Raw genomic sequence first — 25,635 nt, 5'->3', positions numbered from 1 at the left:
CAATAAGCTATGGATTCATTCATTATAGATGCCGTCCGTACTCCGATCGGGAGCTTTGGCGGGAGCCTGTCGCCGGTGCGGGCCGATGATCTGGCGGCGTTGCCGATTAAGGAATTACTGGCCCGCAATCCGGCTATTCCGGCCGAAGGTATTGATGATGTGATACTTGGGTGTCACAATCAGGCGGGAGAAGACAACCGGAATGTGGCGCGCATGGCGTTGCTGCTGGCCGGTTTGCCGTATACCGTTCCGGGCGAAACCGTCAACCGGCTGTGCTCGTCGGGAATGTCGGCGGTGATCCACGCCAACCGCGCCATTAAAGCCAGCGACGGCGATGTATTCATTGCCGGTGGTATGGAGCATATGACCCGCGGGCCGTGGGTGATCTCGAAAACGTCGAAGCCATTCGGCAACGATGCGCAGATGTTCGATTCGAGCTTTGGCTGGCGGTTTGTCAATCCGAAAATGCAGGAGCTGTATGGTACTGATGCCATGGGCGTAACGGCCGAAAATCTGGTGGATCTGTATGGGATTAGCCGCGACGATCAGGACCTGTTCGCCTGGCGGTCACAGCAAAAAGCGGCCGTGGCGCAGGCGTCGGGACGGTTGGCTGAAGAGATTGTGGCCGTTGACATTCCGGCTAAGAAAGGACCGGCAACGCTGTTCAGTAAGGACGAGTTTATCAAGCCGGGAACGAGTCTGGAGGTGTTGGCGACACTGAAGCCGTCGTTCCGTAAAAATGGGACGGTAACGGCCGGGAATGCCGCTGGTCTGAACGACGGGGCCGCAGCGATGCTGGTCGCGTCGGAGGCGGCGGTGACGCGTTACGGCCTGACGCCTATGGCACGGATTGTCAGCTCGGCCGTGGTTGGGGTTGAACCGCGCATCATGGGCATCGGCCCTGTGCCGGCCACACAGAAAGCGCTCGCCAAAGCCGGTCTGACGCTGGCAGATATGGACGTAATTGAGCTTAACGAAGCCTTTGCCGCACAGTCGCTGGCGTGCATCCGTCAGCTGGGCCTGGCCGATGATGATCCGCGCATTAACCCCAATGGCGGGGCCATTGCCCTGGGCCATCCGTTGGGTATGTCGGGGACACGCCTGCTGCAAACAGCCGCGCTTGAGCTCCGGAAGCAGCAAAAGCGTTATGCCCTCGCTACCATGTGTGTCGGCGTCGGCATGGGCTATGCCGTTGTGATTGAGCGGGTGTAGTCTATAGAGGGGAGACTATAGTGGTGGCACGACTCAAAGTCGTGCCACCACTGAACATCAAGATTACTTTCTCCTGAGTTCTGTCAGCTTGATATAACCTGGCAGCGCTATAAGTGTCTCGCCCTTAAAGCAGGAATTATTCGTAATGCCGCTTACATAAACAGTATCACCTGCCTGAATATTCTTCTCTGTGAGTTTGTCGTTGTTACAAACTGTAAAAAAGTAGCCTCCTGTGCCTAACGTCCTGATTTGAGTGTTTGTATAAACGGCAAGCCTGTCCGTAAGTACAGTGCCGCCACTACCGTCGCAGCCGCAGTCTGGTTTAGCTTCCTGGCAGGCACTAAAGAGCAGGCTGACGCCAATAAGGTGTAGAAGATGTTTTTTCATGTTATCGGGTGTTTTGCACAAGAGTCTATGAGCGGTGAAATGGTTGGAATGGATTAATTAACGCGGGGTCTTGTTCAAGCCTTGCCACCACTGATTTCAGACCGTAATTTCGACAATGTTGTTTTCAGGATCCAGCACCACACTTTCGTAGTAGCCGTCGCCTGTCGCCCCGAAATACTGCGTATAAAATGCCTTCATCGTTTCCAGGTCGCTGACCCAAACGGCAATGTGTTCGATTTTCATTGTAGCCTTTATTGGTTTACTGAGTTACCTGCTCAGGATTCATAACCAGACTCTGTGTTCTTTGTGCAACCCTCTGTGAACCTCTGTGGTTAAAACTATACCTCACTCCAGCCGGTACACCTCAATCAGCACATGGTCGGGGCAACGCTGGGCGGTGGCAATAAAAACGGCCGTTGTCAGCCACATATACGCAGGAGCTGCCGTGTCAAACTGCATCGTAGACCGGAAATAATACGCCGACGGATCGACCTGCTCACCGCGTGCCAGTTGCCGCATCACGGCCGGCGGTCCATGCCGTATGCCTTTGTTGACCAGCGTGATCACGGCCCCGTCGTGGGTTTGCAGCAGATAACGGGCTTCGAGTTCGGCCACACCGTCGCTCCGGATCAGCTGCCAGTCATACCCGCCCGCCAGAATGTCGCCCCGGATGGCAGGCCCCTCAAAAGTACCGCCCAGAATCGGGATAACCCGCCGGATGCCCTGCGGGGTCGGGCCCAGGTCAGTCATTGGACCAACCAGAACCCGTAACCAGAACGCAAACGTTTGGTCAATACCTGTCATGGTTAAGTACCGGCGGTCCGTTTTTTGTTCAGCGTTTCCTTATCAAAGCCCGCCACCTGCCGGTAATTGTCCATTACGGCTTTCAGCCCGGCATACGGGATGGCATCGTCGGGGTTAGTAAATCCGTCCGGCGCGGCCTCCTCCATCATGTCCATGATCTGGTCAGGGCCTTTTTGCCGGTTCTGCAATACCACGCTGGTCGTGGCCGGAACACGTTCCCGGTCATAGCGGTCGAGTGCAGTCAGCGGGTCTGCCTCGGTCAACAGCGCGTTGGTCAGGGCCTCGGCATCCAGAATAGCCTGTGACGCGCCGTTGGAACCAATGGGGTACATCGGGTGGGCCGCATCGCCCAGCAGGGTGACCCGCCCGAAACTCCAGCGATCCAGGGGATCACGGTCCGACATCGGGAATTCAAATACGGCAGGTGCGTTGGCAATCATCGCGGGTACATCCAGCCAGTCAAACTGCCAGTTCCGGTAGATGTCCACCAGCCGTTGCTGATCGGCCTGCCGGTTCCAGTCGCGAACGGTTGTCTGGTTGTCGGGTTCCCGCAGATTCGCCACCCAGTTGACCAGCTGATTTCCGTCGGCATCAACTGCCTGAATAGGGTATACGACCATTTTCTGCTTTAAATGGCCGATCATGGCCATAGTCCGGCTGGTCAGGAACGGCGGCATAACGGTGGTGCCCCGATACAGCACATTCCCCGAAAAACGGGGTCCCGATTCTTCCGGATAAAGCTGCTTCCGGACGACCGAATGAATCCCGTCGCAGCCAATCAGCACGTGGCCGGTAGCGTTGCAAACGACCTCACCCGTCGTACGGTTGATGAACGTGGCAGTCACCCCGGTGTCATGCTGTTCAAACGAGACCAGATGATGGCCGGTATGCACGGCCCCGGCACCGATGGTTTCCTGTACGGTGTCGAACAGAAGCTGTTGAAAATAACCCCGATGGATGGAAAATTGCGGCCAGTGATAGCCTGCATGCCGGCCACGGGGCTCTTCCCAGAACAACTGGCCATGCTTGTTGAAATACCGGAGATCCTGCGTTTCAACGGCGATACGGGACAGTTTTCCCTGTAGGCCGAGGTCGGTCAGTACGCGGACAGAGTGCGGGAGCAGGTTGATCCCGACACCAAGGGGTTTCACCTGTTGGGCCGATTCAAAGACCTGCACCGAAAAACCGGCCTGGTGCAGGCAAAGGGCGGTGGTCAGGCCGCCGATGCCACCACCAACAATAAGTACATGCATGAGAAGTGAATTACGATGTGCGAATTACGATGTACGAGTTCGGGGTATCTGTTAATTTAACCGTTTCCGAAAAGCATGCGCATCAAGAGGTATAAAACAGACGGACACGACAAGCAACCGAGCCCTGTGTAGAACGTAGCAGTCAGGGCACCATATGGTACGAGCTTAGGGTCGGTAGCCGCCAGACCGGCCGACACACCGCTGGTAGTACCCATCAGCCCGCCGAAAATCATGGCCGTATGCGGGTTGTCCAGCCCGATGAAGCGGGCCAGAAACGGGGTGGCAATCGTCACAAAAACGGCTTTTACCACACCGGCAGCAATGCTCAGGGCCATGACATCGGAACTGGCCCCGATGGCCGCTCCGGTAACCGGTCCGACAATGTAGGTGCAGGCGCCGGCCCCGATGGTAGTCAGGCTAATCGCATCCGTGTAACCCCAGAGCAGCGCAACGAGTACCCCGCCGATAAAGGACAGCACAATGCCCAGAAACAGCGACAGGGCACCGACCCAGCCGGTTTTGCGCATAACCACAAAGCTGGCCCCCATGGCCGTAGAGACAATCGCAAAGTCGCGGAGCATCGAACCGCCCATGGTCCCGAAACCCGACAGGGCCTTCATATCGGCAATGCCTTTTTCGCCGCCGGTCACACGCCCGCCGATATAGGCCAGCACCAGCCCCATGATAATGGCAATGGCCGAGCCCGGAATCTTGCGGTTGGTAAGCCGGTCCGACAAAACCGAAGAAACGTAAGTAATGAGGCCTACGCAGAAAAACGCTACGATAAGGCCGTTTTTATCAAGAAACCGGACTATAATCTCCATGTTCAGGGACTTTTTTGGTGAGTTTAGCCAATACAGGAATCATAGCCAGACAGAGCAATACCGGCAGAATACCCGCCAGCAAGGCAATCAGCCCGCTTGAAACGGCAACTTTCACATTTTGGGTGGCCGACATTGCTACTACAATCGGAATATACATCTGGCTCCAGAACTGAATACCGTTTTCGGTCAGTTTATCCGGCCCGCCTTTTTTCGCGAACCAGTCGTTAATCAGAATCAGCAGGAGCATGGCAAAGCCCACGCCGCCCACATTGGCATCTATGCCCAGCGCCTTACCCAGAAATTCACCGGCCAGCTGACCGGTGATGTAGCAGAAGGCCAATATCGCAACCCCGTAAATAATCATCGAAAAAGGGTTTAGTTGGTTAAAAACAAAGGTTTGAGGTCGTTTTTGGTCACTTTGCCCATGGCATTGCGCGGCAGTTCGGCCACGATCCGGTACTGGCGCGGGATTTTGTAGCCCGGCAGGCGTTCCCGCAGCCAGCTGTTGATCCCGGCAGGTGTTACGTCCGTATCTTTCAGGATGAGCACCGCCGAAACCACCTCGCCCCATTCGTCGTCAGGAACGCCAATGACGCTGCAATCGCTGATGGCCGGATGGGTACGGAGAACCTCTTCCAGCTCAAGGGCCGAAATTTTATAGCCACCTGATTTAATGATATCAATGGAGTCGCGGCCAAGCATCCGGATATAGCCGTCCTCGTTGACCGCAATGTCGCCGGTGCGGAACCAGCCATCGGCGGTAAATGCTTTTTGCGTGGCTTCCGGGCGTTGCCAGTATTCCAGAAAGACGTTCGGCCCTTTCACCTGAATTTCGCCGGGTTGCCCGTCCGGAACGGGTTCGTCAGTCTCATTCACCAGCCGTACCTGCACGCCCGGCAGTGGCTGACCAATGGCCCCGACACGCCGTTCGCCCTCGTAGGGGTTGCTGATGCCCATGCCGATTTCGGTCATGCCGTAGCGTTCGAGCAGCGTGTGTCCGCTGATGACCTGCCATTTCTCCATGACCGTAACCGGCAGCGCTGCCGAGCCCGAAACCATCAGCCGGAAGCGGGCCAGCGTCGCCGAAATGGCCTGTTGTTCGTCTGCCGGCAGTTGCTCCCAATAGGCAATCAGCTTAAAATAGATGGTCGGCACTGCCATGAAGACGTTGATGGCCCCCTGTGCAAAAGTGTTAAAAACGCCCTCTGCCGAGAAATTGGGCATAAACTCAACCGTTGCCCCCGACCAGAGCGCACACGAAACGACGTTGATGATGCCGTGAACGTGGTGCAGCGGCAACACACAAAGAATGTGGTCGTCGGCCGACCAGTGCCAGACCGATACCAGCGTCGACACCTGCGCCTGAATGGTGGCATGGGTGGTTACCACGCCTTTGGGCAGGTTGGTTGTGCCGCTGGTGTAGAGAATCATGGCCCGCCGGTCCGGCGACAGCGCGGGAAGTGTCGGCTGACTATGTGTAGGCTCGTTCTGACCTAATACCAGCAACCGGATACCGCGTTCGGCGGCCAGCGGTGCCAATATCCCGGCATAGGCAGCGTCGGCAACAACGATGTCAGCCTCGGTATCGTCGAGTACGTAGCGCAGCGACGGGGGTGGGTAGGAGAGAGCGAGCGGCACGGCAATTCCGCCTGCCCGCCAGATGCCCCACTGTACGCGGACATAGTCGAAGCCCGGGGTAATCATGTAGGCGACACAGGTTTCGGCAAGGTCGTCTCGGCCATCGAGCAGCCAGCCTGCCATCGTTGCCGAGGCATCCAGTAACTGTTGGTACGTATAGGTTTGACCGTCGGCGACAATCGCGGCCTGGTCGGCGTGTTGGGTTGCGTTAATGATAAAGGGTTGCATTATGTCGGGCACCCGAAACGGATGAAATTTGTTATATTTGTTAACACACAGGTAAACGCTGTACGATATGGTTATCAGAATCAAAAAAGACGCACCGGCTTCGGCCATTGATGAAGCCCTGAAAACGCTCGCTAATCAGCCCAAAACCGCCCGCAAGGGGTTTGACCCGAAAAAATATGCCGGGAAAATAAAATTTCCGGCAGACGGATTAACATACCAAAAACAGGTAAGAGATGAATGGGAGTGAGGCAATGGATTTGCTAAAATTGACGGGCTACAACTGATTTTGCTGGAGCTATAACCGGTCAGCTGATGCTCTTCGACGAAATATAGATCGTCATCAGACCGGCCAGAATCGTCGGGACGGCATAAATCAGAAAGTTGGTCGCCATCGACAGGCCCATGCCGATCAGAACGCCGCCCACCGCCGGACCAATAATGCCGCCCAGCCGCCCAATGCCGATTGCCCAGCCGACACCGGTAGTCCGGAATTCTGTCGGGTAGAGACGGGCCGCCACGGCATACAAGCCAACAAAACCGCCCTGAATTCCGAAGCCTAACAGGCCAAATACCAGCAACAGCGCCGACGAGCCGAAGAACAGGCTGAAACCCGCCATGAGTACTCCCGTCATGATCAGAAATACCCCGATGGTCTTTTTCAGACCAAACCGGCTGGAGAAATACCCCTGCGTAACAATGCCGAAAAAGGCCCCGACGTTGAAAACCGTGCCCGCATAAATCGCCAGTTCGATGGAAAGGCCCGCGTTGGTCGCGAGTTTCGGAATCCAGCTGGTCAGGAAGTAAAGCGTGGCAAAGGCCAGAAACAAGGCTATCCACAACTGAATGCCCGATACCTTAAATTCGGCATTCAGCAGTGATCTGACCGGAATGCCGGACGATTTCGCGGGTTTGTCGGGTAAGGTGGCAAAAGACCCTGCCCCGATTTTCGTCAGGATTTGATTCGCGCGGGTAAGGGCGGCCTTCGGTTGTGATTTCAACAGAAAATCAAGCGATTCGGAGAGGAAAAAGTAGATCAGCGGCAGCGAAAAAAAAGTAGCCGCCCCAGCCAGCTGAAAAATGGATCCCCAGCCGGCTGCCGGAATGGTTTTGGCGGCGATCAGCCCCGACACCACGGCTCCCACCGGATAGCCTGCCACCACAAAGCTGACCCAGAAGTCGCGGGAGTGGTTAGGCGTGTATTCGGCGGCGAGTGCGGCAGTGCTGGCCAGCATGCAGCCGATGCCCAGCCCGCTCACAAACCGGAAGGCAATCAACGCGGTTATGGTGGTGGCGTAGGCCGTCAGAAAAATACTCAGTCCCATCAGAAAGGCGCTGAGCAGAATCATGTTCTTACGCCCGGTAACGTCGGCGTAGGGAGCCATAAACAGAGCCCCGAAGGTCATGCCGAACAGGCCCGAGCTGAACACAATGCCCAGCGCTTCGGGCGTAACGCCCCAGCCTTTGGCAATAGCGGGAGCTGCGTAGGAAATCACCATGACATCCATGCCGTCGAGCATGTTCATCAGGAAGCAAATCAGAATAGTAGCGTATTGCAGGCCTGAGATAGGCCGCTGGTCAATGAGTGACCGGACACTGACAGTCATAGCAGGTTAAGGTTAAAACGCTCCGCGTCCTGCCGGTGCACAACGCGGAGCGGAATGATGATAGGTCCGTTCAGATTAAGGGGTCCCCCAGACTTTAGTGGCGGTATTGACAACCAGTTCGATTTTGCGCCATTGGTCGTCGTGGGTCATGTCGTTGCCATGGTGCGTCGAGGAAAAACCACACTGCGGGCTGACACACAGATTGTCGAGCGGGATGTACTGTGCCGCTTCGTCAATGCGTTTGCAGAGGTCGTCGATGGGTTCCAGTGTGTTTACTTTCGACGAAATAATGCCCAGCACCACCATTTTGTGGTGGGGGACAAAACGCAGGGGAGCAAAATCGCCGGATCGCTCGTCGTCGTATTCCAGGAAGTACGCATCGACGTTGATGTCGTTAAACAGCACTTCGGCCACAGGCTCGTAACCGCCTTCGGCAAACCACGTGCTGCGGTAGTTGCCCCGGCAGAGGTGAATACCAACGGTGAGGTCGTCGGGGCGGTTATCAATCACCGAGTTGATGAGCCGTGCGTAGGTGCGGGGCAGTTCATTCGGATCTTCGCCGCGTTCGGCAGCGGCCGCCCGCATTTTAGGGTCGCAGAGGTAGGCCAGATTGGTATCATCCAGCTGCAGATACCGCAGGCCGGCCTGATAGAGGTGATCGATTTCCTCACGGTAGGCCGCCGACAGATCGGCAAAGAACTGGTCCATGTCAGGATACGACTGAATATCGATTGACTTACGGCCGCCGCGGAAGTGGATCATGGTAGGCGATGGAATGGAAACCTTAGGCGTCTGTGTCACGACGGTTTTCAGGTAGTTGAAATCATCCACCTGAATGTCTTTCTGATGCCGGAGTTTGCCGGTCACACTCAGCACGGGAGGCTTAAAGCCATCTTCGGCCACTTTGGCGTGCGGATTTGCCTCAATGCCGCCCGTTACGCTGACGCCCGCCAGCTCTTTCAGGAAATCGAGGTGGAAATAATCCCGCCGGAACTCGCCGTCGGTAATGGCGCGCATACCGGTGGCTTCGAGCCGCTGTACGGTTTCTTTAATGGCCTGATCTTCCACCGCGCGGAGTTCTTCGGCCGGAATTTCGCCTTTTTTCCACTTCAGGCGGTTTTCTTTAACGGCCGGGGTCCGGAGCAGACTGCCCACATGATCGGCACGGAAAGGAGGGGTTTTCATATAAATTGGTTAAGGGTAGTTTTCAGGGGTTAGCGTACCTGCCAGATTTCGATCACGACGTTGTCGGGGTTCCGGAACGCATTGGCAATGTAAAGGGCATCATTCAGCCAGGCATATTTACCGGCCGGGGCTTCGAATTTAGGCGCCGTCCGGAAGTAATATTCCGACGGGCTGACCTGTTCGCCGCGGCCGATGCGGGCGGCTACTTCGGGCGTGGCCACACGAAGGCCAACGTTTTTAATATAAACCGTGACACCATCATCGGTCCGGAACTGGTAATGCGCTTCTACCTCCGCAACCCCGTCCTTACGGACGATCTGCCAGTCGGCACCGCCGGGGAGAATGGTGCCTTTCAGTTGCGGGCCTTCGATGGTTCCGCCCGTAATCGGGATGATCCGGCGGAGGCCGTGGGCCGTTTCACCAACAATATAAGGCTGACCGATGGTTACGTTGAACCGTGCGACAAACGCAAGTTCAGGGGCTTTGGGCTGAGCGGTTACCCGGGTGCCTGTCAGGGCAAGTATCAGGCTGAGGCACAGCATGGCTGTCAGCCGGCAGGCGCTAAAAAAGCCAGTCATTACAATAAGTTAAGGTTAAGGAACAAGTCCGGCAATTGACTGGCAATAATTTAAAAAAATAGGCAGAAAGTCTAATTATTTCCGAAGTTCTTTTCAAAAAAAACAGCCGCAAAACGTCCTGTCGTTTTGCGGCTGCACCAATAGGGCATTCGTCGGAAAGCGATTAAGAAGGGAACCCGTCAATTTGCTTCCGGAGTTTATCCCGGCACCGCTTCAACCTCATTTTTACAGCTGATGGCTGCATATTCACTTGTTCGGCAATCAGCGGAATGCTCAGATTATGTTCGTATCGTAAGCGTAGAATTTCTTTTTCGAGATCGGGTAAGCTGTGTAAAATCCGAAAAAACTCATCAAACGGATAGTCGGCTACCGGTGCAGGCTCAGCCAGTGTAATGAGGTAGTCATCAAGAGCTACAAAGCGGAACGGTTTATGACGTCTTTGCTGGGAAAGACAATAGTTGCGGGCAAGGACATATAACCACGTTGAAAAACGACTTTTGTGTTTAAACGTGTGCAGGTTGATCAGGGCTTTTTCAAAAACAGTCTGTGCAAAATCCTGCGCTAAATCAGGGTCTTTTGTAAAGGCAAGACAATGTCTGAGTACTAATCCGTAATGGCGCTGATAAAGCGGTTGGAAATAGCGTTCCTGCGTTGTGTTCAGGTACAGCTTTACCAGCGCTTCGTCAGTAGCGAGGCGGAGAGATGATTGTTTCACAAGTTTATTGCTTTAGGAATGGCTTAAACCAATTGCTTGGCTTAAGTAAACAGGCTGTACATTTAAAGTAACTTGTAATTTTTGAATTTTGTTTCTTCCGGCTCGACTTCTTTCAACAAAAAGGACAATTCTGCCAATCTTTTTCTGAAAACCGGATCTATATAAATTAATTATAGCATTATCATTTCAGGCTTGGTTCAGATCAGCCGTTTTGACTGATTTGCCGTGAAAACACACAGGATTCGGTAGAATAAAAATAAAAAAAGAAACTGCTGTATTATATATGTAAAAATACTGTTGAGATTGGATGAGATGGTATATTAATGTAGTTGACCCCGGATTACAGGTCAGAGATACAGCTACTTATCAGATTACGTTGTTTACCACCGATAGCAATGAATTATTATGCCCGCACGATACCCACTGAGAATGACTGGAAAGAACTGTTTAGTATTGTAGAGCAAGGAGATTTAAACACCTTTAAGGCCAGGAAAAGTGTGTTTACCGAAAAGATACATCTGGGCAGAGCCTGCAAAGGCTGGCGATTTTTGTTTAACCACAACAACTGGGAATATTATCATTCTGCAGATGATTTCTGGGCATGGCTTCAGTCAAAACGTATCGTTGATGAACACGAACGATCGGTTGATTATGTCGAATTTCTAAAGATTGTTCTGGCAACAAAAGACGGTAAAAATGCCTGGCACTATAAGCAAAAATATCCACAGCTATACATCTATAAAGATGATGCCTTTTTTTTTGAAGATGTCGTATTTTTCTAAAACAATAACCCGACCGGTTATTAGTTGGTTTAAACTATAAATTGTAGTGAAAAATGACTGATCAGGCTGTTTCAACGGACAGAAAGAGTAGCGGGCCGGGTAAATGCGGGATTCCGGATAAAGGTGCTATCAGTGAATGTCAGCAGAAAGGCTTTCAGATCGGCTTTGTCGGCGGCGGTAAGCCGGAGGCCACCAGCCTGGCGGGCAGTTAGTTCGCGGCTGAGATTCGGACCGGCTTGTACGTGGTCACTGTAATGGTCGATCACCTGATCAAGGGTTGTAAACCGGCCGTCGTGCATGTACGGGCCGGTCAGGGCAATATTGCGGAGTGTCGGTACACGGAAACGCCCGCGATCAAGGCTCATACCGGTAACGGCCTCCCGGCCGGTATCAGTTATATGCCGGTCCAGACCGTTGTTATGGAATAACTCCTGATAGAGTTTAGGACCACCGTGGCAGTGAGCACAATTGCCGCCACGGATACCACGTGCCGGGTCAGGAGCCTGCATAAATAAGGCCATGCCACGGCTTTCTGCTTCCGTTAGCGCGGCTTTTCCGGCCAGATAACGGTCATAGCGGGAGCTGGCTGATATAAGCGTTCGTTCGAACTGGGCAATCGCCTTGCCGATCAGTGTATCGGTAAGGCTATCTGTTCCGAAAACCTGCTTAAACTGCTGCGTATAGAGAGGAACGTGCTGTATTCTTCGGGCGGCTTCGCCGGGTTTCATACCCATCTCACCGGCATGGTGTATTGGCATAATAGCCTGTTCCTCGAGACTGCCGGCACGGCCATCCCAGAACAACTGCCGGACCCAGAGCAGATTGGTTAGTGACATGGCGTTCCGGGACGTTGGCTGACCGTTAACCCCGATGCTTTTCGGCCGCCCGTCCGTAAAGGCGCGTTCCTGCCGGTGGCAAGTGGCGCAGGAGATGGTACCGGTATGGGAAAGCAGCGGATCGTAGAACAGAAGCCGGCCGAGGTAAACGCCTTCCTCAGTCGTCGGGTTGTCGGCGGGAATCGTAAACCGCCCCCCAAACGAAGCCGGAAACCGGAGCGCATAAGGCGTCAGCGGTGTATTAACGGCCCGCCAGCTCGTCCAGCCGGTCAGGGCCAGAGCCAGAGCTATTGCCAGACATCCGTACAGGCGGTATTTGCTGCTCATTTGGCAAAGCGGATATCAATAGACCTGACCTCGCGGACCCAGCGGGCGGGCCGCTTTTCATTTGGGACAACGATGCGGAAAGGACCGGTGCCTGCCGGTAAGGGGGCTCCGTCGACACGATTGGCCAGAATAATTACCTGGCTGGCAAAGGCCGGATCAAACTCCGGCAACGCAAACACGACTTCGTAGCCGTCAATGGCTTTCACAACGGCATATTTGGCCAGATTCTCGCCCCGCAGCTCACCTCCGGTCGTAACACCGGCCTTTTTGAGTAGTTCAATCACCGGCACACCTGAGAAATGAAGTTCCTTACCATCGCGGTCTTTACCCGTGACTTCCTGATGGGGAAGTGCTTTAATATCTTCGGCTGACAGGGTGACTGGTCTGGCAACTTCACCAGAGATTGTAAGCGTCTGGGCGTTCAGACGGGTGGCTAGGCAAAGCAGGCATAACGTGCATAAAAGGAATGGCTTCATAGGCTAATGCAATAGCGTTATTTTCGGTCAAATATAACGCTTGCCGCAGTGAATGCAAAGCCCGGAAATTAGTAGCAGGAGGTTATAAATGTTTCATTTAGTCTGGTCCGGAAGATGTACAGGCAGTTCCTGAAACCGGAGAGAGTCAGCCGCCACATCGGGCGTATCGATCCGCATCAGCCGCTGAAAAGCATCACGCCGGTGAGGCAGCGGGCCTTTATCGAAAATCTGATAGGTATCACGATCTACATAGGCAACATTATCGGGCGTCAGATAGCCGCCATGGGTCAGTTTGTCGCTATCCAGGGCAGGAACATAAACGACCGTCAGTGTGATCGATGAGGCTTCGCCTTTGGGATAATAAGTCCATGTTAATTTCATGATACTACTGACGGTTTAGTTTCTGCCGTAACAATCAATCGGTGATAGATGTTTCACCGGATTCGCGGAGGGCGGCGGCAAGACCCTCCAGCAGCGACGGCATTTCGCCTTCAGAACCGGTTTCGGGGCTGAGCGCCGAGAGTAAATCCGCAATCTGACCCAGGGATGTCCGGACATCGGTATCGTTTACCGGATCAGCCTGAAGCCGGGTTTTCAGCTGCGCCAGGGCATCGGCAATGGGTTTGGTATTTGGCGCTTGTCGTAACGGCCCGATCCACTCGTCCAGAATGGTAATACCGGCTTCGGGAGCCGGCGAATTACGCAGAAAATCGGTTGTTTGCTCCAGTAAGCTGGTCGCATCGGCTAATGTCATCATGTATGAATAACCAGGCCTGCCTCCTGATAGCTGCGGTAACCTATCAAATGGGCTCTTTCGGTTTCGCTGGCTTAGTAAACGATTTTTCTGAGTTTGGATGGTTAAAAGTAATGGAAATAACGGATATTTTTCAGGTAGATCGTTTACTTAAACGCAATATTTTGCCAAAATCGTAGCTCAAACCGGCCTATGTATTGACAGAATTTAAACCGGATTCTATTTTCAAGGGCCGCAATGTTACTGTTTCATGGAGAGACAGTGAGAAAATCCCATTGCTTGAAACCCCATGAAACGTACCTTTCTAATCTTTCTGATTAGCTTAACCTGGCATGTCGTTTTTTCACAACGCTGGCAACAGGTCGGTAAAGCCGGCGACTGGCAAAATACCATTGCTGTCGTTGCGCTGAACGGGCATCTGTACAGCATTGAACAAGATGGTACCTTGTTTAAAACCGATAAGCAGGGTAATTATGAACAAGTAGGCGCCAAAGGCGAGTTTGATCATGCCGAAATTCTGGTGGCCATGGATGGCGAAATCTGGACGATTGAGGACGGATCGCTGTACCGGACAAATCCTGCCTCCGGCGGATGGCGTCAGGTTGGTAAAACCGGTGATTGGCAGAATACCGAAGGTATGGTTGCCATGAACGGGAAACTGTACAGTATTGAAACCAATGGTACGCTGTATGAAACGGCCAAAAACGGCACGTGGCGGCAGATTGGTGGCAAAGGCGAGTTTGAGGATGCCGACATGCTCGAATCCATGGGTGATTACCTGTGGACGGTTGAAAACGGTACGCTGTACCGCACCAGCGTTCGCTCTATGACCTGGCAGCAGGTTGGCAAAAAAGGCGACTGGGAAAACACAGTGGCCATGGTGGCCGACCAGAATTACCTGTGGAGCGTTGAGAAGGATGGCACCCTGTTCCGGACCGATATAAACGGTAATTATGAACAGATCGGGCCGGAAGGTATCCTGAAAGATGTCAGCCTGATTGTGGCGATGGACGGTATGCTGTATGTAGTAGAAAACGGCACGCTTTACCGGACAAAAGGGTAAACCCGCCTGAACGGCAAAAATGCCGGCACCTGCGCAGGTGCCGGCATTTCGTTTTTATAACCCGAGCAGCAAACGGGCCTGTGCCTGATCCTTGCCTAACTGCTCAATCAGGGCCGGTAAGCCGCTGAATTTCTGCTCGTACCGGATAAACTCGCGGAACAGCAGGCTGATGTGCTCGCCGTAAATGTCCTTGTCAAAATCAAAGATGTAGGTCTCGATGGTCTGATGGGTTCCTGCGACCGTAGGCCGGAAACCAATATTAGTCATGCCGCCGAATGTCTGCCCTTTGTACAACACTTCGACGGCATACACGCCGTTGGCCGGAATGAGTTTGTTGGCATCATCGACCTGCAGGTTGGCGGTCGGGAATCCGATGGTACGCCCCAGCTGACGGCCTTTCACGACGGTTCCGTTCAGGTTATAGGGGCGCCCCAGAAACTTAACCGTGGTCTGCACCTGTCCGTCGGCCAGGGCGTACCGTATTTTCGAGGAACTGACGCCCACGGCATCAACGTCCTGACGCGGTATTTCCTCAACCTCAAAGCCGTACTCTGCCTGGTGTTTCTGAATATAATCGAACCCGCCTTCGCGGTCGCGGCCGAAGCGGTGATCGTAGCCGATGACCAGTTTTTTGGCCCGGATTTTATCAATCAGAATAGACTGGATAAACTCTTCGGAAGTAAGCTGCGAAAACGAACGCGTAAACGGAATGACAACCAGATGATCAACGCCTGCCTGTTCGAGCAAGGCAATTTTTTCGTCGAGGGTTGTCAATAACCTGAGGTTCTGGCTGTCATTCGACACCACCGTCCGGGGATGTGGCCAGTATGTAAGCAACACCGACTGCCCGTTATGGGTGCGGGCTACTTCTGTCAGCCGTTCCAGAATCTTCTGATGTCCCCGATGTACACCGTCGAAGGTACCGCTGGTCACGACGGAATAGGAGAGTTCCGGAAACGAATCTAAACTAGTATGAACAATCATAGTTAACAGGCGCACACCGGCTGGTAATCAGGCGGATTGCTCTTTACACTTCTCAATAAATCCCTCAATCGAATCGGCGTCTTCAATCCGGAAGGCCCCGATCCGGGTGCGGCGCAGGCTGCTCATGTAGGCTCCGTTCCGGAGCAGCAGGCCCAGGTCGCGAACCAAACTGCGAATATACGTGCCTTTCGAACAAACGATGCGAAAATGTAGCGTAGGAAACGGGTCTGTGCCCAGGGTGTCGGTCGTGATATCGAAGGCAGAAATCTCCACGGTACGGCTTTTGATACCGCCTTCTACCTGATCGGCGGTTTCGCCGCGGCGGGCCCGTTCGTACAGGCGCTCGCCGTTGACGCGGATGGCCGAATAAATCGGCGGGATTTGCTGAATACTGCCGGTCAGTTGTGCGACGGCGGCTTTGACATCGCCGGCGGTGATGGCAGACGTATCAAATTCGGCGTCGAATTCCGTCTCCAGATCGACCGACGGGGTGGTGCGGCCGAGTACCAGTGTGCCGGTATATTCTTTTTCCTGCGCCTGGTAGCTGTCGATTTCCTTGGTTTTTTTCCCTGTGCACAGGATGAGCAGGCCGGTGGCAAGCGGGTCAAGTGTGCCGGCGTGGCCGATTTTCTTGAACTTACAGGCCCACTTTAACTTTTTAACGACATCGAACGAGGTCCATTCGAGCGGTTTGTCGATCAGGATAACCCGCCCCGGATCGCCCGGTTGATTTTCTGGTTTCAATGCAGAATCAGTTGATATAAATACTGTATCGGGGTTGGGGTTGCCATGCTCAGTCCGTACCGGACCGGTGCTTAAATGACATCCAGTTTAACCCCCGAAGCTACCAGACCTAACAGGATCAGGCCAAGGATAATTCGGTAATACCCGAAAACTTTAAAGCCGTAGCGGGTCAGGAAACCGACAAATCCGCGGATGGCCAGCAGCCCGACCACAAACGCAATGGCGTTGCCGATCAGCAGCGTCTGAATATCGTCGGGGCTCAGCAGTTTGTAGGTTTTCAGCAGTTTGTAGCCTGTTGCCGCTGCCATTGTCGGTACGGCAAGGAAAAATGAAAACTCGGCGGCCTGTGTACGCGTAAGGCCCTGAAACATGCCGCCGATGATGGTTGCCGCCGAACGTGAAACGCCGGGAATCATGGCAATACACTGGAAGAAACCAATGCGCAGCGCTTCGGGAAAGGTCACGTCATAGTCGCGGGTGCGCTGCTGCATAATGCGGTCGATATAGACGAGCACAATGCCGCCAAGCAACAGGGAAATGGCCACCACTACCACGTTTTCGAGCAGCGAGTCGATGAAATCGTTCAGCAGAAATCCGATGACCGCTGCCGGTAAGAACGCCACGAACAGCTTCAGGTAAAAGTCGATGACCCCTGCAAACGAACCCAGCTTCTGCTGCACCGAAACCGGGAGCATGGTATACCAGCGGGCCAGTTCGGATTCGCGCGTACGGGTATCGATCAGGAAGCGGCGGCGGTACAGAACCAGTACCGACAGGATACAGCCAAACTGCACATTTACGGTGTAAAGCTTCGTGAATTCATCGCTGGCAATACCGGCCAGTGACGAGTAGATGATCATGTGGCCGGTCGACGACACCGGCAAAAACTCAGTCAGGCCCTCGATGATGGCCAGTAAAACAGCATGTAGGATGTCCATGAATGGTATAAAATGCAGAATCAGCGCAAAGCCTTACCGGTGGGGCAAGGCCTTGCGCTGATTGCGGATACGGATGATTAGGCCTGATTCGGCTTCTTCAGAATCGCAAAAAATTCAATAATGAAACCGGCCATGACGATCAGCGGGCCAACGGTGAGGCCCATGGCACCGAATCCGAAGGTTTCCTTGTCAAGCGACATGACGATAAACCCTACCAGAATCACCAGGATACCGGCGACCATAAGCTGGTAGTTTGCCTTGCCAAACGGAAGCGCTGCGGCTTTGTCGGGCTTCGGTGTGCTTGTAAACCGTGAAACAACCGGCTGGCTTTCTGCGACTTCCGGTGTTGTTGTTTCTTTTCCTTTAGGACTGACTTTTGCCATATGCTTACGAATTTATAGATGACCGGTGCTGGCGGGCGCCGGTTCGTTAATCAATTAATGCAGATCATCCAGGTGTACGCCCAGATACCGGTTAACGGCCTGAAATGTACTGAGCAGACCAATAAAAACACCCAGTAAAATGATGCCACCCAGCAGCAGTACCAGCTTTACCGGTTCCTGTAACACCGTAAGCTCCGGCAGGTTATAGAGGGCCAGCTGTAGCGTTCCGGCCACCAGACCGGCCGCAATGAGGCCGCTGATAAAGCCCTGGCTAACACCCCGAAGCAGGAAAGGCCGGGTAATGAAGCCGTTGGTGGCGCCAACCAGCTGCATACTCCGGATCAGTAACCGCTGCGAATACAGCGCGAGCCGGATGGTATTGTTCATCAGCACCACGATGATCAGAAGCAGAAAAACGGCAAACACCGACATCACAATGTAAATCTTGGTGATGTTGCGGTTGATGCTGTCAACAATATTTTCCTGGTACACCACATCGGCCACCCCGTCAATCTGATCCAGATCGTCTTTGATGGCTTTCAGTTTGGTTTCGTCGAAATAATCTTCCCGGAGCTTAATCCGGTAACTATCGCGGAGGGGGTTGTCTTCCAGAAATTCCTCGAAATTCTCCTTCGTCTCGGCAATGAAGTCGCGGGCCGCCTGTTCTTTCGACACAAACGAAACCTGAGGCGTGTCATTGGCGATGGCTACATAAGGCCGGCTCTTCAGCGATTCCTTGACGCGTTCGATGGCCGCGGGCTTCACGTCTTTGTCGAGAAATGCCCTTACCTCATAGTTTTCACGGATGTAGGTGACCAGACGCTTCGACTGAATAGCCAGTAAGCCACAAAAACCAATGAGAAACAGCGCCAGCGTCATGCTGAACAAAATCAGGCCTGCGGGATATTTGCCAACTTTTTTCTTTTTTCGAGCCACTGCTGCTTACCATTAAAACGTTAGACGGAGAGACCGTAGACAAGTGCATACTACCCGACCGGCAACGATGTCTGTCGGCCTAACTTATGCAAAAATAGGTCTTTTCCCCAAAAACGAGCGAACACCTGTACAATGTGCCGTATATTTAGGAAAATTTAAGAGTATAAAAGGTAGCCTTACGGCCTCTTCAGGTAAATAAACCGTAAGCCAGTAAAAACTGTCCTTGCGGCGGGGCACTCCCGCCCGTATGGTGTCCTGGTCTCCTGTCAATCCGGAAAGCTGATCTATTGCTCCATGTTGTCAACGTTTTATGTCATTCGTTCGTTCTGGCTCTGGTTGCCTCTTTTCACGGAGCCTGCTGCTGCAAAACTACCTGTCTGTCAGGGCGCAACGGCTGTTTATGCAGATACCACCATTGTTATCCGTGCGCTGGCGGGTCTTCAGTACGAACAAACGCGGATTGTGGTGAAGCCCAAAACACGCTTCCGGATCGTACTCGAAAATGCCGACGATATGTCGCACAACCTGGTGGTAACCCGTCCGAATTCGCGTATGAAAGTGGTGGAAGCGGCCCTGAAAATGGGAACCGAAGGCGCCAGAAAAAACTATGTACCGAACCTGCCGGAGGTGCTCGCCAACATACCGCTGCTGGAACCGGACCATACGGATACGCTGACCCTGACGCTCGACGAAGGGGCTTATCCGTTTGTGTGTACCTATCCGGGACACGGGTATGTGATGTACGGCGTTATTCATGCCACCCGCGAGCCGAAGCGTCTGCCGTCGGTTGAGGCAGATCCGTACGTGCCGAAACGCACCGGGGCGGGCGATCATAGCGCCCATCAGATGGCGTCGCCGCATCCGTACAAAATGACCTTTCCGGCCCTGTACCGCACCTTTATGCCCGAATGTGGGCCTGCCGCCATTGCCGTTGGCCTGCCGGCCGATGCCGCCGTCGGGCAGCAGTCGTATTGCTGGGATGCCGGATCGTGCCGGTTGCGGTATGTCTGGACGGGTGGTTTTGTCGATAGCTACGGCCACTGGGAAGGTAACGGTAACCGGTTGACAAAGGTAGTCGGTGATATTTATTACAACGACCGGTCGGGATTCCCGTTCCGGATCGGCAACACAACACCCGTGCCGCAGTTCAGAGGATATGAGCTGGTGAACCGTTATCCGAAGTTTATGTATTCGCTGGGCGGCATACAGGTGACGGAGCTGATTAAGGCCGTTCCGGGTAAACGGGGTCTTGTACGGCAGTTTACCCTGTCGGCCGGCAAACAGCCTGTTACGTTCCTGCTCGATCAGCAGGAGGGTGTACAGTACCAGACCCGGATCAATAATGTGGTGGCATCGGCGAAAAACGGCCGTTTGCTGCTACCGGCGGGTACCCGTCAGTTTACCGTAACCATGCTTGTTCCTTAACGACTTACATTCATGCTGCTGACACTGCTTGTATCAACTCTGCTGGCCGTTGCCGCGCCGGCCGATACCCTAACGGATTATTATACCGTCGAAACGATTCCGACGCCCGAAGGCCTGATTGTTGAAACAGGTGGCATTGCCTTTATGCCCGACGGGCGGCTGGTGGCCTGTTTTCACCGCGGGGAGGTGATGATGTATAACCCGAAAACCAGAAAATGGTCGCTGTTTGCCGAGGGGCTGCACGATCCGCTGGGCGTTTTGCCGGTGAGCAACAACGAAGTGCTGGTAATTCAGCGGCCTGAACTGACGCGGATTAAAGACGTGAACGGCGATGGTGTGGCCGACCGCTATGAAACAGTTACGGATCAGTTCGGCATGTCGGGGAATTATCATGAGTTTGCGTTCGGGCCGGTGAAAGATGCCAAAGGGAACCTGTATTTCAGCCTGAATACGGCCTCGAACGGGGCGGGTATCCGTGAGGAAATCCGCGGCCAATACGATTCGCTGGGCCGGCAGGGGCGTATGTATGCCTGTGTGCCATACCGCGGCTGGGTGATGCAACTGTCTCCCGACGGCAAACTGACCCCCTGGGCATCCGGCTTCCGGTCGCCGAACGGCATCGGTTTTGATGCCAAAGGCCGCCTGATGGTTACAGATAACCAGGGCGACTGGCTGGGGACGAGTAAGCTGTATGTCGTCGAAAAGGGAAAATTCTACGGTCATCCGGCGAGTCTGGTCTGGCGGGAGGGCTTTCCCGACATTGATCCGCTGACGCTGACGCCGGAACAGCTCGACAGCATGCGTACCCGGGAAGTGGTGGCGTTTCCCCATCAGCGGATGGCGCATTCGCCGACGCAGATGGTGGCCGATCTGACGGGTGGTAAATTCGGGCCGTATGCCGGGCAGTTGTTTGTGGGCGAAATGGATTTTCCGCGCCTGGTCCGGGTGATGTTCGATGAGGTTGATGGCGAATTGCAGGGGGCGTGCGTGCCGTTTATGGACAAGGTGGGGCTGCGGCCAGGTAATAACCGGCTGGTTTTTGCCCCGGATGGCAGCCTGTGGGTCGGGCAGAACGATCACGGCTGGGTTGGTGCCCGCGGCCTGCAACGGATTGTTTACCAACAGGGCATCCCGCTCGATGTGATGGCGATGCATCTGACCGCTACCGGCTTCGACCTGACTTTCTCGCAACCACTCGACGAGGCCGCAGCCCGTCAGTTGGCCAACTACGCCTTCCGCCGGTTTTATTACAAATACCACCGTGCCTATGGCTCGCCCGAAATGGATAGCCAGCCGGTGCCGGTTACGGAGGTGAAACTGTCGGCCGATAAACGAACCGTTTCGCTGGCCCTGAGCGAGCTGAAAAAGGGCTATGTCTATGAGCTGACACTGGGCAAACTGCGGTCGGCAGATGGCAAAAAAAAGGTAGCAAACCAATTGGTTTGCTACACGCTGAATCGCCTGAAATCATCCGCAACGGCTACCGTGCATACGAAGCCGTAATGGCCTGATACAGCAGAATTTTGAATTTGTCGCCAAGGTCGGGATAGCTGTTGGGTACCTTCTGGGTATAAATCAGCCCAATCACTTTTTCTTTGGGATCCGCCCAGTAGGTAGTGCCGAAATAGCCGCCCCAGGCAAATGACCCTTCAGAGACCGGAATCCGGGCTTCGCTTTTGTCGGATGTCAGGTTGAAGCCAAGTCCGAATTTGTCCTGTCCCAGGGACAAATCGCCGATCTGGTTAGACAGGACCGTCCGCACCGTAATCGGGCTCAGAATCCGTTTGCCGTTGTATTCACCGCCATTGAGGAGCATTTGCAGGAAAACCGCGTAGTCGTACATGGTCGACGACAGACCAGCTCCGCCCGAAAAATAGGTTCCGTTGGTGGCTTTCGGATAGTCGGGTGAGACGCCTCGGGTGCCTTTTTCAACCAGTAACGATTTGTCGGGCCCTTCGGTGTAAATCGGCGAGAGCCGGTTCTGTTTGCTTACCGGCAGGTAGAAATAGGTGTCATTCATACCGAGCGGATCAAATAGCCGCGTCTTCAGAAACTGGTCGAGCGGTTGGCCGGAAATGACTTCAATCAGATAGCCGACAACGTCGGTGCTCAGGCCATAGGTCCATTTTTCGCCGGGCTGGTGCATCAGGGGCAGTTTACCCAGACGAGCCATCACATCGGCAAGCTTGTAAGTTGGCGTACCGATGCCGCTGGGCACGTTGTTTTTGGCGTAAATGGCCACGGCTTCCTTGCTGCCGATAGACGGATAGCTAATGCCCGACGTATGCGTCAGCAGCTGGCGGATGGTGATTTCGCGTTTGGCCGGTACGGTCGTGTAGGTGGTATCTTTGGGTTCGTACTTATCGAGCACCACCGGATTTTTAAACGCCGGAATGTATTTCGAGACCGGATCGTCCAGCAGAAATTTACCTTCTTCGTACAGCGTCATCAGGCCCATGCTCACGATGGCCTTCGTTTGTGAGGCAATCCGGAAAATGGCGTCGCGTTTCAGCGGCTCTTTGGTGTCCGGATTTGCGTAGCCAAAGGCTTTGTGGTGCACGATTTTACCATTCCGGACAATCAGCACGCCGATACCGCCCTGATAGCCTTTGTCGATATAGTCCTGCATCACGCGGTCGAGGCGCTGGAGGCGTTCGGAACTCATGCCGGCCAGTTCGGGTTTTGCTTCCTGAAGTGTCTGAGGCGGAGCAACTTGAGCTGTGGCCTGAAGCAGCCATGCGGAAAGAAAAAGAAAGATTAGCGTTTTTTTCATGAATATTGGTTTTAGGGTAAGGCGAAGATACAATAAGTCAGGATTCTAAGGATGTATCTTTTTCCTGGATTCATACTGAATTGTGCCCCCATTTTCGTGAGATTCAGCTATTTTTGCGCCGTAAACAGATTGATTCTGTACCTGAATTATTTGCCACTGTGGAAACTGTACGTGTTTTTGCCCCTGCCACTGTCGCTAATGTGGCCTGTGGTTTCGATATTTTCGGCTTTGCCGTTGATCAGCCCGGCGATGAAGTAGTCCTGACCCGACGCGATGAGCCGGGGGTCACCATTGTTGCTATTCTGGGTGACGAAGGCCGCCTGCCGCGTGAGGCGGCGCGTAATACGGCCGGGATTGCCATCCAGAAATACCTGGAACATATCGGCCGGACGGATGTTGGCGTCGATGTGATTCTGCATAAACAAATGCCGTTGGGGAGTGGCCTGGGCTCCAGCGCTGCCAGTGCGGTAGCGGGGGTATATGCCATTAACGAACTGCTGGGCCGGCCGCTGTCAACGATCGACCTGTTGCCGTTTGCGATGGAAGGCGAGCGCGTAGCCTGCGGGTCGGCCCATGCCGATAACGTCGGGCCGTCGCTGCTGGGTGGTTTTGTGGTTGTCCGCAGTTATAATCCGCTGGATGTGATCAGGATTGATACGCCGACCGGTATGCATGCCACGCTGGTTCACCCTGATATCGAGGTGAATACCAAAGATGCCCGCTTTATTCTGCGTAACGAAGTCTCGCTGAAAAACACAATTATTCAGATGGGCAATGTGGCCGGTCTGATTGCCGGTTTGATGAAGCCTGACTATAGCCTTATCAGCCGTTCGCTGGTCGATGTAATTATCGAACCGGTGCGCGCCATTCTGATTCCGCAGTTCGACGAAGTAAAACAGGCGGCACTCGATAACGGAGCTTTGGGATGTAGCATTTCGGGTTCAGGCCCGTCGATGTTTGCCCTGAGCGCCAACGCCGAAATCGCACAGCAGGTAGGGAAGGCCATGCAGGAGGCATTCCTGAGCGTTGATATTACGAGTGAACTGTACGTGTCTGAAATTAACAGCCAGGGCCCTAAAGTACTCGAACCTGTGTCAAATCTGACGGTTTAGGGGGGGACGCTGTGTTGATACAGAAAAGAACGTTTTCCTGCCCCCACCCGAGGGGGAGGAGTAATCAAAAGTTAACGGCACAAAAAAGGCGGAGGGTCGACCCTCCGCCTTTTTTGTGCCCTGACGTCAACAGGGCTACAACTGTTCCCACTTCAGCCGCCAGCCTTCGGCTAGCTCGTCGCGGAGCGGAATCGGAACGCCCGGCTGTTTGGTGCGTTCAACGGCTGATAGTTTCAGCGGAATAGACTCCTGTGTCTTACCTGACATAAGCTTGTCGGTCCGCAGGTAAACCCGTCCCGAGGTCGGTTCGATCATGTCGACGTGTGCGTATAGCACATCGCCTACTGCCACCGGAATGCCGTTCAGTACATCCGGCCGGATAACTTCAAACATACAGATCTGTCCTTCGGCGAGCGGCTCTGTGCCGATACGGCGGGTCAGTAACTGATTGGCAGCGTCGGTAGAGACAAAATTGGTAGCGGCGGGGGCCTGTGACGGAATCGCTGCCGGAGCCGCGTCCGACAACGGAGCTTCTTCCGGTTCTGGTTCCTCGTCCAGGATCGACACTTCGGCAACGGCTTCCTGTTCGTCCTGCTCATCGGTCAGCAGGGCTACGGTTGCGGTATCGGTCAGCATCGGATTATCCGAAATAGAAGCGGTAAGGGTGGCTTCTCCGGGGCCGCCGTCGCCGCGACCGGCTTTTTCGGTTGATTCGTAGTAGGCCAGAATGGCTTGTTTTTCAGACGCAGGGAGGGCTTCTGTATTTTTATTGAGCTGGGCCAGCGCACGGTCGCTGAGGAAATCGCGGTAGGCGGACGGGCGGGTGAGCAACTCCTTAATGGCAACCGCCTGATAGATGTACGCTTTGGTTTCGTGGGCGCGGAAGGGAAGCGTGATCGGGTGGCGTTCGGGGTATCGTCGTTTCAGGGCCTGTATGTAATTCGGACCGGCATTGTAGGCGGCGGCTACCAGCATCCAGGAACCCAGCTGATCGTGCAGGTCATTGAGGTAGCGGCAGGCAGCATGCGTTGCTTTCGTCAGGTTAAACCGTTCATCCCTGCCCCGGGCAACACTCAGGCCCAGTCGTTTGGCTGTTTGCGGCATAATCTGCCAGAAACCGGCTGCTCCCCGTCGGGAAACTGCCCTGGCCACAACGGCGCTTTCGAGCAGGGGGAGGTATTTAAAATCTTTTGGAATGCCATACCGCTCGATAATCGGCTCAATGATGGGAAAAATGGCAGCCGCGCGGCGTTTGAGGGTAGTCAGATGATCAATGTACGAAGCCTGACGATTCAGGGTGCGTAACCAGCGTTGTGAGACCGAAGGCAGGTTTTGGGGAATGTTCTCACCGCAAAAATGGACTTCCGGAGCCGGTTGGGCAAATGTTGGCATACACCACGTCAATCCCGACGCAGCTGCCAGCAAAAATAATTTCCGCATAACAGACTAGTTAAGTACAAAACGAAGCGTTCTCCCGAACGTTTCTATATGAATTACGGCTGAACTAATCTCACGAAATTCCTGCTACACCTATTCTGACAGCCGTTACTGATACGCTCACATCGTGGTGACCAGCCACGTTAATTCACAACGAAGAAAAGAGGGCTTTTAGCGCCCGATGTTGTTTTTTAGCAGCATAAACGTATACTCCCTATGCTCTACAAGTTGCCAATG

Annotated in this window: 29 protein-coding genes; 7 read left to right on the top strand and 22 right to left on the bottom strand. The window is 54.0% G+C overall.

Features of this window, described 5'->3' with window-relative positions; translation table 11 throughout:
* Positions 1-9: 9 nt before the first annotated feature.
* Complete coding sequence (gene pcaF, locus BLX24_RS07820) at positions 10-1,212, top strand: 3-oxoadipyl-CoA thiolase (RefSeq protein WP_071502554.1); 1,203 nt, start codon at positions 10-12, stop codon at positions 1,210-1,212.
* 63 nt (positions 1,213-1,275) lie between these two features.
* On the opposite strand, the gene BLX24_RS07815 is transcribed toward pcaF, so the two are convergent.
* From BLX24_RS07815 to BLX24_RS07790, 7 genes are all read right to left on the bottom strand, one after another.
* Entirely contained in the window at positions 1,276-1,599 is a 324-nt protein-coding gene (locus tag BLX24_RS07815) for a hypothetical protein (protein WP_071502553.1), read from the bottom strand.
* A 96-nt stretch (positions 1,600-1,695) separates the two neighbouring features.
* Positions 1,696-1,842 carry a VOC family protein gene (locus BLX24_RS32640; RefSeq protein ID WP_177225797.1) on the bottom strand — a complete coding sequence of 49 codons (147 nt, stop codon included), beginning with the start codon at positions 1,840-1,842 and terminating at the stop codon, positions 1,696-1,698.
* A gap of 102 nt (positions 1,843-1,944) precedes the next feature.
* Positions 1,945-2,403, bottom strand: coding sequence for a DUF3237 domain-containing protein (locus BLX24_RS07810; protein ID WP_071502552.1), 459 nt, complete (start codon positions 2,401-2,403; stop codon positions 1,945-1,947).
* A gap of 2 nt (positions 2,404-2,405) precedes the next feature.
* Positions 2,406-3,656 carry a flavin-dependent oxidoreductase gene (locus tag BLX24_RS07805; protein ID WP_071502551.1) on the bottom strand — a complete coding sequence of 417 codons (1,251 nt, stop codon included), beginning with the start codon at positions 3,654-3,656 and terminating at the stop codon, positions 2,406-2,408.
* A 56-nt stretch (positions 3,657-3,712) separates the two neighbouring features.
* Positions 3,713-4,480, bottom strand: coding sequence for a malonate transporter subunit MadM (gene madM, locus BLX24_RS07800; protein WP_071502550.1), 768 nt, complete (start codon positions 4,478-4,480; stop codon positions 3,713-3,715).
* Positions 4,455-4,844, bottom strand: coding sequence for a malonate transporter subunit MadL (gene madL / locus BLX24_RS07795; protein WP_071502549.1), 390 nt, complete (start codon positions 4,842-4,844; stop codon positions 4,455-4,457). Before madL ends, madM begins: the two co-directional genes overlap by 26 nt.
* 11 nt (positions 4,845-4,855) lie before the next feature.
* Complete coding sequence (locus BLX24_RS07790) at positions 4,856-6,346, bottom strand: acyl-CoA synthetase (RefSeq protein ID WP_071502548.1); 1,491 nt, start codon at positions 6,344-6,346, stop codon at positions 4,856-4,858.
* Between the two features lie 67 nt (positions 6,347-6,413).
* Between BLX24_RS07790 and BLX24_RS07785 the strand changes: the two genes are divergently transcribed.
* A complete protein-coding gene (locus BLX24_RS07785; RefSeq protein WP_071502547.1) occupies positions 6,414-6,593 on the top strand; it encodes a hypothetical protein in 180 nt (59 codons plus the stop codon).
* A gap of 58 nt (positions 6,594-6,651) precedes the next feature.
* On the opposite strand, the gene BLX24_RS07780 is transcribed toward BLX24_RS07785, so the two are convergent.
* From BLX24_RS07780 to BLX24_RS07765, 4 genes are all read right to left on the bottom strand, one after another.
* Positions 6,652-7,950, bottom strand: coding sequence for an MFS transporter (locus tag BLX24_RS07780; RefSeq protein ID WP_071502546.1), 1,299 nt, complete (start codon positions 7,948-7,950; stop codon positions 6,652-6,654).
* Between the two features lie 75 nt (positions 7,951-8,025).
* The gene (locus BLX24_RS07775; RefSeq protein WP_071502545.1) at positions 8,026-9,135 is read right to left on the bottom strand and encodes a 5-methyltetrahydropteroyltriglutamate--homocysteine S-methyltransferase; all 1,110 of its coding nucleotides are present in this window, start codon (positions 9,133-9,135) and stop codon (positions 8,026-8,028) included.
* A gap of 29 nt (positions 9,136-9,164) precedes the next feature.
* On the bottom strand, positions 9,165-9,713 hold the full coding sequence (locus BLX24_RS07770) for a DUF3237 domain-containing protein (RefSeq protein ID WP_229201734.1): 549 nt from the start codon (positions 9,711-9,713) through the stop codon (positions 9,165-9,167).
* 163 nt (positions 9,714-9,876) lie between these two features.
* Positions 9,877-10,428 (bottom strand): RNA polymerase sigma factor, encoded by a 552-nt coding sequence (locus tag BLX24_RS07765; RefSeq protein ID WP_071502544.1) that lies wholly within the window; start codon positions 10,426-10,428, stop codon positions 9,877-9,879.
* A 395-nt stretch (positions 10,429-10,823) separates the two neighbouring features.
* Here BLX24_RS07765 and BLX24_RS07760 point away from each other — a divergent pair, with 395 nt between their 5' ends.
* Positions 10,824-11,210, top strand: coding sequence for a hypothetical protein (locus tag BLX24_RS07760; protein WP_071502543.1), 387 nt, complete (start codon positions 10,824-10,826; stop codon positions 11,208-11,210).
* Between the two features lie 71 nt (positions 11,211-11,281).
* Here the strand turns inward: BLX24_RS07760 and BLX24_RS07755 are convergent, their stop codons facing one another.
* The 4 genes from BLX24_RS07755 to BLX24_RS07740 form a co-directional block, all read right to left on the bottom strand.
* Entirely contained in the window at positions 11,282-12,373 is a 1,092-nt protein-coding gene (locus BLX24_RS07755; protein WP_071502542.1) for a cytochrome-c peroxidase, read from the bottom strand.
* On the bottom strand, positions 12,370-12,849 hold the full coding sequence (locus tag BLX24_RS07750; RefSeq protein WP_071502541.1) for a molybdopterin-dependent oxidoreductase: 480 nt from the start codon (positions 12,847-12,849) through the stop codon (positions 12,370-12,372). The genes BLX24_RS07755 and BLX24_RS07750 overlap by 4 nt, the downstream gene beginning before the upstream one ends.
* Before the next feature lie 93 nt (positions 12,850-12,942).
* Positions 12,943-13,230: a hypothetical protein gene (locus tag BLX24_RS07745; protein ID WP_071502540.1), complete on the bottom strand. Its 288-nt coding sequence runs from the start codon at positions 13,228-13,230 to the stop codon at positions 12,943-12,945.
* Positions 13,231-13,264: 34 nt separating this feature from the next.
* Positions 13,265-13,606 carry a hypothetical protein gene (locus tag BLX24_RS07740; protein ID WP_071502539.1) on the bottom strand — a complete coding sequence of 114 codons (342 nt, stop codon included), beginning with the start codon at positions 13,604-13,606 and terminating at the stop codon, positions 13,265-13,267.
* A 286-nt stretch (positions 13,607-13,892) separates the two neighbouring features.
* Between BLX24_RS07740 and BLX24_RS07735 the strand changes: the two genes are divergently transcribed.
* Complete coding sequence (locus BLX24_RS07735; RefSeq protein WP_071502538.1) at positions 13,893-14,666, top strand: hypothetical protein; 774 nt, start codon at positions 13,893-13,895, stop codon at positions 14,664-14,666.
* A 54-nt stretch (positions 14,667-14,720) separates the two neighbouring features.
* On the opposite strand, the gene BLX24_RS07730 is transcribed toward BLX24_RS07735, so the two are convergent.
* From BLX24_RS07730 to BLX24_RS07710, 5 genes are all read right to left on the bottom strand, one after another.
* Positions 14,721-15,650, bottom strand: coding sequence for a bifunctional riboflavin kinase/FAD synthetase (locus BLX24_RS07730; RefSeq protein WP_071502537.1), 930 nt, complete (start codon positions 15,648-15,650; stop codon positions 14,721-14,723).
* A gap of 27 nt (positions 15,651-15,677) precedes the next feature.
* A complete protein-coding gene (gene truB, locus BLX24_RS07725; protein ID WP_071502536.1) occupies positions 15,678-16,394 on the bottom strand; it encodes a tRNA pseudouridine(55) synthase TruB in 717 nt (238 codons plus the stop codon).
* A 71-nt stretch (positions 16,395-16,465) separates the two neighbouring features.
* Positions 16,466-17,332 carry an undecaprenyl-diphosphate phosphatase gene (locus BLX24_RS07720; protein ID WP_071502535.1) on the bottom strand — a complete coding sequence of 289 codons (867 nt, stop codon included), beginning with the start codon at positions 17,330-17,332 and terminating at the stop codon, positions 16,466-16,468.
* Positions 17,333-17,409: 77 nt separating this feature from the next.
* Positions 17,410-17,715, bottom strand: a complete 306-nt coding sequence (locus BLX24_RS07715; RefSeq protein WP_071502534.1) for a DUF3098 domain-containing protein — start codon at positions 17,713-17,715, stop codon at positions 17,410-17,412.
* Positions 17,716-17,769: 54 nt separating this feature from the next.
* Positions 17,770-18,651 carry a cell division protein FtsX gene (locus tag BLX24_RS07710; RefSeq protein ID WP_071502533.1) on the bottom strand — a complete coding sequence of 294 codons (882 nt, stop codon included), beginning with the start codon at positions 18,649-18,651 and terminating at the stop codon, positions 17,770-17,772.
* A 294-nt stretch (positions 18,652-18,945) separates the two neighbouring features.
* On the opposite strand from BLX24_RS07710, the gene BLX24_RS07705 reads away from it, so the two are divergent.
* On the top strand, positions 18,946-20,076 hold the full coding sequence (locus tag BLX24_RS07705; protein WP_083421853.1) for a plastocyanin/azurin family copper-binding protein: 1,131 nt from the start codon (positions 18,946-18,948) through the stop codon (positions 20,074-20,076).
* Between the two features lie 12 nt (positions 20,077-20,088).
* The gene (locus BLX24_RS07700; RefSeq protein ID WP_071502532.1) at positions 20,089-21,579 is read left to right on the top strand and encodes a PQQ-dependent sugar dehydrogenase; all 1,491 of its coding nucleotides are present in this window, start codon (positions 20,089-20,091) and stop codon (positions 21,577-21,579) included.
* Here BLX24_RS07700 and BLX24_RS07695 read toward each other — a convergent pair.
* Entirely contained in the window at positions 21,557-22,849 is a 1,293-nt protein-coding gene (locus BLX24_RS07695; protein ID WP_071502531.1) for a serine hydrolase domain-containing protein, read from the bottom strand. The two genes, BLX24_RS07700 and BLX24_RS07695, sit on opposite strands and share 23 nt — an antisense overlap.
* A gap of 158 nt (positions 22,850-23,007) precedes the next feature.
* Between BLX24_RS07695 and BLX24_RS07690 the strand changes: the two genes are divergently transcribed.
* Positions 23,008-23,961: a homoserine kinase gene (locus tag BLX24_RS07690; protein WP_071502790.1), complete on the top strand. Its 954-nt coding sequence runs from the start codon at positions 23,008-23,010 to the stop codon at positions 23,959-23,961.
* Between the two features lie 135 nt (positions 23,962-24,096).
* Here BLX24_RS07690 and BLX24_RS07685 read toward each other — a convergent pair whose 3' ends face one another.
* Positions 24,097-25,401 (bottom strand): lytic transglycosylase domain-containing protein, encoded by a 1,305-nt coding sequence (locus BLX24_RS07685; RefSeq protein WP_071502530.1) that lies wholly within the window; start codon positions 25,399-25,401, stop codon positions 24,097-24,099.
* Between the last annotated feature and the right edge of the window lie 234 nt (positions 25,402-25,635).

It is taken from the genome of Arsenicibacter rosenii (assembly GCF_001870735.1).
GTDB classification, from domain to species: domain Bacteria; phylum Bacteroidota; class Bacteroidia; order Cytophagales; family Spirosomataceae; genus Arsenicibacter; species Arsenicibacter rosenii.
Note: the sequence above shows the minus strand (reverse complement) of the source record. Positions and strands in the feature narration are given on the sequence as shown.